The organism is Streptomyces sp. SBT349 (assembly GCF_001083795.1).
In the GTDB taxonomy this organism is placed as follows: Bacteria; Actinomycetota; Actinomycetes; order Streptomycetales; family Streptomycetaceae; genus Streptomyces.
In genome coordinates this window covers 1-3,891 of record NZ_LAVK01000506.1, presented here as the reverse complement: position 1 = coordinate 3,891, position 3,891 = coordinate 1, and the positions used below count along the sequence as shown (strand labels likewise).

Sequence of the window (3,891 nt, the reverse complement as noted above, 5' to 3'; positions counted from 1 at the left end):
GGCGGCCAGGACGTTCCCCGTGGAGGGCTGGACGGCGACGATGGAGCCGTCCCGGCCCAGGTCGTCGAGCGCCGCCTCGGCCGCCCGCTGGACGGCCAGGTCGATGGTGGTCTCCACGGGCGTGCTCGGGGTGTGTGGGGTACTTCTCGCTGTCCGGCGCGGCGGATCTCAGTGTGGTCATCCGGACCGCCGTGGTCACGCCGGGGCGGGTGCGGTACGGGGTGGGGGGCGCGATCATCGCGCTGTCGGATCCGGAGGCGGAGTTCGAGGAGACGGCCGTGAAGGCGGAGCCGCTGCTGCGGCTGGTGGACGCGCCGTTCCCCGGGCGCGGGGGGGGGGGGGGCTGAATCCGGCGGCGGGCACGCCGCGGGCCGAGGATCGCGGAGATCGCGGAGATCACGGATGCGCCGCCGCTTCGCCGGGGTAGCCCTCGCGTGTGCCGTCGCAACGTGTGTGAGGGGACCGGCGGAGGAGATCCGGGGAGTATCAGCGCGCCACTGCGGCCCGCCCTCTGAGGGGCTGGCGATCCCGTCGCGGATCGCTCAAGCAATGCCTTGTGAACGTCGGGGGCGTAGGCGGCACCGGGCGCTGGGGCAGAGGCAGGGGTTGCACGCGAACCGGGCCACTGGGAGGGTCGGACGGCGACTCGGTGAACGTCCCCGCCGCCTGCGCCGCGCGGCGCAACCGGGGCCGGGCCGAGTCACACCCGACCGGACCGGAAAGGACACTGTCGACCATGCCCTCCACCGCCGACCTCTGGGTGCGGCGCTTCCACCCTGCCCCCGACGCGCGGACCCGCCTGGTCTGCCTACCGCACGCGGGTGGTTCGGCCAGCTACTTCTATTCCGTGTCCCGGTCGCTGTCCCCCGCGGTCGATGTGCTCGCCGTGCAGTACCCGGGCCGTCAGGACCGGATGAGGGAGCCCTGCATCGACTCCATCGAGGAACTGGCGGACCAGGTCGCCGAGGCGCTGCTGCCGTGGGCCGACCGCCCGGTCACGCTGTTCGGGCACAGCATGGGCGCCTCCCTCGCCTACGAGGTGGCGCAGCGTCTGGAGAAGGCGGGGGTGACGCCGACCGGCCTGTTCGTGTCGGGCAGGCGCGCCCCGTCGCGGCCCCGGGACGAGAGCGTCCACACCCGGGACGACGACGGCCTGATCGCCGAGGTGAAGGCGCTGAGCGGTACCGACGCCTCCCTGCTGGGGGACGACGAGGTCCTGCGCATGATCCTTCCGGCGCTCCGCAACGACTACAAGGCCGCCGAGACCTACCGTCCCGACGCGCTGGTGAAGGTCTCCTGCCCGGTGTTCGCCCTCATCGGCGACGCGGACCCGAAGTCCACGGTGGACGAGGCCACGTCGTGGGGGGATCACACCTCCGGTGCGTTCGACCTCCGCGTCTTCCCCGGCGGGCACTTCTACCTGAACAGCCAGGTGCCCGCCATCCTCAGCTCCATCAGGGATCACGTACGGGCCCACATGGCGTCACGTTCCCCCGGCTGAGTCGCGCGTCATCCGGTCTGACGTCTGAGAACGGGGGGGCCGCCCACCGCGGCCCCCGGCGACTTCTTCGCCGCCAGCGCCGACACGAGCCCCTGCAAGGCCTGGACCGAATGCCCGGCGTTGCGTGACCTCATCGGCCGGATGGCCGGGTCTCGGGTCCTCGACGCGGCTGCGGCCCCTGGGGTTCGCCGGGGACGCCTCGTTCGACGGGGTGCTGTGCGCGCTGGTGATCCACCATGTCCGCGACCGCCCGTGGCTTCTCCGCGAGTTCCTGCGGGTCCTTGCGCCCCGGCGGATGGCTGGCGCCCTCCACGACGCATCCGACGGCCGGCGCCGGCGGCCGGATTCGTCCTGGAACGGCTCGTCGAGCCACGGCCGGTCCCGGGGCTGAACGCGGTCGACGAGGCGGCCCACGCCAAGCCGCACGACGCGCCGTCCTTCCTCGCCGTCCGGCTCCGCCGTCCCTGACGGCGCGGGCGCCGTGGCGTCCGCCGGGGCGTTGCGCCTGCTATCACTGTGGCGTGATCGAGAACCTGAGCACGCGCGCGGCCACGCGGCGAACGCTCCACGGGGCGCTCTCCGCCGTGCTCGCCTGCCTGGCCCTCTCCACGACGGCGCCCCCGGCCGCCGCGGCATCCCCGCTGCGCGCGGTGGTGGAGGTCTCGGCCGAGCGGCTGGCCGCGGCCGACGTCGTGGCCGCGGCCAAGTGGGCGGACGGCTCGCCGATCGAGGACCCGCGGCGGGAGGCGGAGGTCATCGGCCGGGCGCGGGCGCTGGCCGTTGAGCGCGGCCTCTCCCCCGCGGTGGCGGAGGCCGTCCTCACCGACCAGATCGCGGCGGGGAAGTCCGTCCAACGCGCCCTGCACGCCGCCTGGTCGGCGGATCCCGCCTCCGCGCCGCCCGCCGGGCCCGGTGCGCTGGCCGAAGCGCGCGAGGACATCGACCGCGCGAACCGGTCGCTGGTCCATGCCCTCGCCGACTCGGCGCCGGCCCGTGCCGCCGCCGTCTGCCCGGCCCTCCTGTCCGGCGAGACCACCCGGGCCTGCGCCGCCCGCGGCCTGGATCCCGTGCGAACCTCCGCCCTGCGGCGGGCCGTTGGCTCGGTCTGCGGCTGACCGCCTAGGGTGCCTCCATGAGCCAGAGCACACGCGAAGACGACGGCGTCTGGGCGGGGCACGGGGTGCGTGCGAGAGTCGCCGAACTCGCGGCGGACGATCCCTCGTTCGGGCGATTCGGCGCGGCCCGCCACCGGTACCGGCTGGGCGAGCCGCTCGCCGAGGCCGAGGTGGTGGCGTTCGAGGAGCGGCAGGGCGTTCGCCTGCCCGAGTCCTACCGGAGCTTCCTCACCGAGGTGGGTGACGGCGGGGCGGGCCCCTACTACGGCCTCTTCCGCCTCGACGGCTCGGACATGGAGAGCCGAGACCGGGAGGAACGCGCCACCTCCGGCTTTCTCACCGCGCCGTTCCCGCACACCGAGCGCTGGAACCCGACCGACCTGAGCGAGGACGACTACTTCCACGACCGGTATGTCCAGGGCTCCCTGCTGATCGCCGAGTTCGGCTGCGGGGCGTTCCACCGGCTCGTCGTCACCGGCCCCGAGCGGGGCAGGGTCTGGTTCGACGACCGGGGCTGCGACAACGGCATGTCCTCGCAGGGCGCCTTCGAGGAGTGGTATCTCGCGTGGCTGGACGCCTATGTGGAGCAGCCCGTGAGGCAGCCGCTGGGCGGCCGGGGGCAGGCATGACATCCGCGTTCGCCGCGCCGCCGAGGAGCGCCGCCTGGGCGCACCAGGAGGCGCGCTCCGGGTTCGAGGTCGTGCACTTCCACGGCGACGACGGGGGCGGCCACGCGATCGAGGGCTGCACCACCGCCGTCGAGGAGGGCGACGCCTGGGTGGTGGAGTACCGGATCACCGTGGACGCGTCCTGGCGGACGCGGACGGCACGGGTCACCGGCACGTCGGAGGCCGGGAGGCGCTCGACGGAGTTGCGGGGCGACGGCGAGGGCCACTGGCTGGTGGACGGCGAGGCGGCGCCGCACCTGGACGGCTGCTTCGACGTCGACCTGGAGTCCTCCGCGATGACCAACGCCTTCCCCGTGCACCGCATGGCCCTGCCGGTCGGCGGGCAGGGCCGGGCCCCGGCCGCGTACGTCCGCGCCCTCGGCCTCGGGGTGGAGCGCCTGGAGCAGGGCTACGCCCGCACCGCCGACGAGGGCGGCCACCAGCGTTACGACTACGAGGCCCCGGTCTTCGACGTCGCCTGCCGCCTGGTCTACGACGGGTCGGGTCTCGTGCTCGCCTACCCGGGCATCGCCATCCGCGCCGCCTGACAACGGGCGCTTTCCCGCACGGAGTTCGGGCGGGCCGCGGTCGCGGGCGGGGTCAGGCG

At 74.5% G+C, this 3,891-nt stretch carries 5 protein-coding genes and 1 pseudogene; all 6 read left to right on the top strand.

Annotated elements, in window-relative coordinates; genetic code table 11:
• Nucleotides 1-125: 125 nt before the first annotated feature.
• Nucleotides 126-347: pseudogene (locus ADY01_RS41125) on the top strand (chorismate-binding protein); the annotation flags it as partial.
• A gap of 389 nt (nucleotides 348-736) precedes the next feature.
• On the top strand, nucleotides 737-1,501 hold the full coding sequence (locus tag ADY01_RS33760; RefSeq protein ID WP_049580579.1) for a thioesterase II family protein: 765 nt from the start codon (nucleotides 737-739) through the stop codon (nucleotides 1,499-1,501).
• Between the two features lie 124 nt (nucleotides 1,502-1,625).
• Nucleotides 1,626-1,892, top strand: a complete 267-nt coding sequence (locus tag ADY01_RS41970) for a methyltransferase domain-containing protein (protein ID WP_049580578.1) — start codon at nucleotides 1,626-1,628, stop codon at nucleotides 1,890-1,892.
• Between the two features lie 130 nt (nucleotides 1,893-2,022).
• Nucleotides 2,023-2,616, top strand: coding sequence for a gamma subclass chorismate mutase AroQ (aroQ, locus tag ADY01_RS33750; protein WP_049580577.1), 594 nt, complete (start codon nucleotides 2,023-2,025; stop codon nucleotides 2,614-2,616).
• Between the two features lie 17 nt (nucleotides 2,617-2,633).
• Complete coding sequence (locus ADY01_RS33745; RefSeq protein ID WP_049580576.1) at nucleotides 2,634-3,245, top strand: SMI1/KNR4 family protein; 612 nt, start codon at nucleotides 2,634-2,636, stop codon at nucleotides 3,243-3,245.
• A complete protein-coding gene (locus tag ADY01_RS33740; protein WP_049580575.1) occupies nucleotides 3,242-3,832 on the top strand; it encodes a putative glycolipid-binding domain-containing protein in 591 nt (196 codons plus the stop codon). The genes ADY01_RS33745 and ADY01_RS33740 overlap by 4 nt, the downstream gene beginning before the upstream one ends.
• Nucleotides 3,833-3,891 lie beyond the last annotated feature (59 nt).

Excerpts from the sequence above, each read along its gene's own strand:
- ADY01_RS33760 (WP_049580579.1), top strand. The coding sequence starts at position 737 with ATGCCCTCCACCGCCGACCTCTGGGTGCGGCGCTTCCACCCTGCCCCC.
- ADY01_RS33745 (WP_049580576.1), top strand. The coding sequence starts at position 2,634 with ATGAGCCAGAGCACACGCGAAGACGACGGCGTCTGGGCGGGGCACGGG.
- ADY01_RS33740 (WP_049580575.1), top strand. The coding sequence starts at position 3,242 with ATGACATCCGCGTTCGCCGCGCCGCCGAGGAGCGCCGCCTGGGCGCAC.